Origin of the sequence: Comamonas sp. B-9, from assembly GCF_000410635.1 — a bacterium.
Taxonomy (GTDB): domain Bacteria; phylum Pseudomonadota; class Gammaproteobacteria; order Burkholderiales; family Burkholderiaceae_C; genus Comamonas.
This window is the reverse complement of record NZ_KE148544.1, coordinates 15,317-15,876: the sequence shown is the minus strand read 5'-3', so window position 1 is coordinate 15,876 and position 560 is coordinate 15,317. Positions and strand designations below refer to the sequence as shown.

At 70.5% G+C, this 560-nt stretch carries 1 protein-coding gene; it reads right to left on the bottom strand.

Annotated features, from left to right (window positions below; genetic code table 11):
- Positions 1–558, bottom strand: a 558-nt coding sequence (locus tag H928_RS33145) for a Mur ligase family protein (RefSeq protein ID WP_043339364.1), incomplete at its 3' end; no start/stop codon positions are given.
- Between the last annotated feature and the right edge of the window lie 2 nt (positions 559–560).

Genomic DNA, 560 nt, shown 5'->3' with positions numbered 1-560 from the left:
GTTGACCAGCGCCACCTGGGGCTGCGCCATCGCGGCGAGCACGGCGATTTCGCCTGGGTGGTTCATGCCCAGCTCGACCACAGCAGCGCGGTGCGCAGCCGTCAGGCCCAGCAGGGTCAGCGGCACGCCGATCTCGTTGTTCAGGTTGCCACGCGTGGCCCAGGCGGCATCGCCCGCATGGGCGCGCAGGATCGACGCCAGCATCTGGGTCACCGTGGTCTTGCCATTGCTGCCCGTCACCGCAATCAGCGGCAGCGGGAACTGCGCACGCCAGCCCGTGGCCAGCGCGCCCAGCGCCGCCAGGGTATCGGGCACCACAATGCCGGGCAGGCCAGCCTCGGCCGGGTCGGCATGGCACAGCGCGGCCGCTGCACCTGCGGCCTGGGCCTGGGCCAGAAACTGGTTGGCATCAAAGCGCTCACCCTTGAGCGCCACAAACAAATCGCCCGCCTGCAGGCTGCGCGAGTCCGAGTGGACACGCAGCAGCGGCACAGCACCATCCCCCACCAGCCGGGCCTGGGGGACAAGGGGCTCAATGAAGCCCAGCGCCTGCTGCAGGG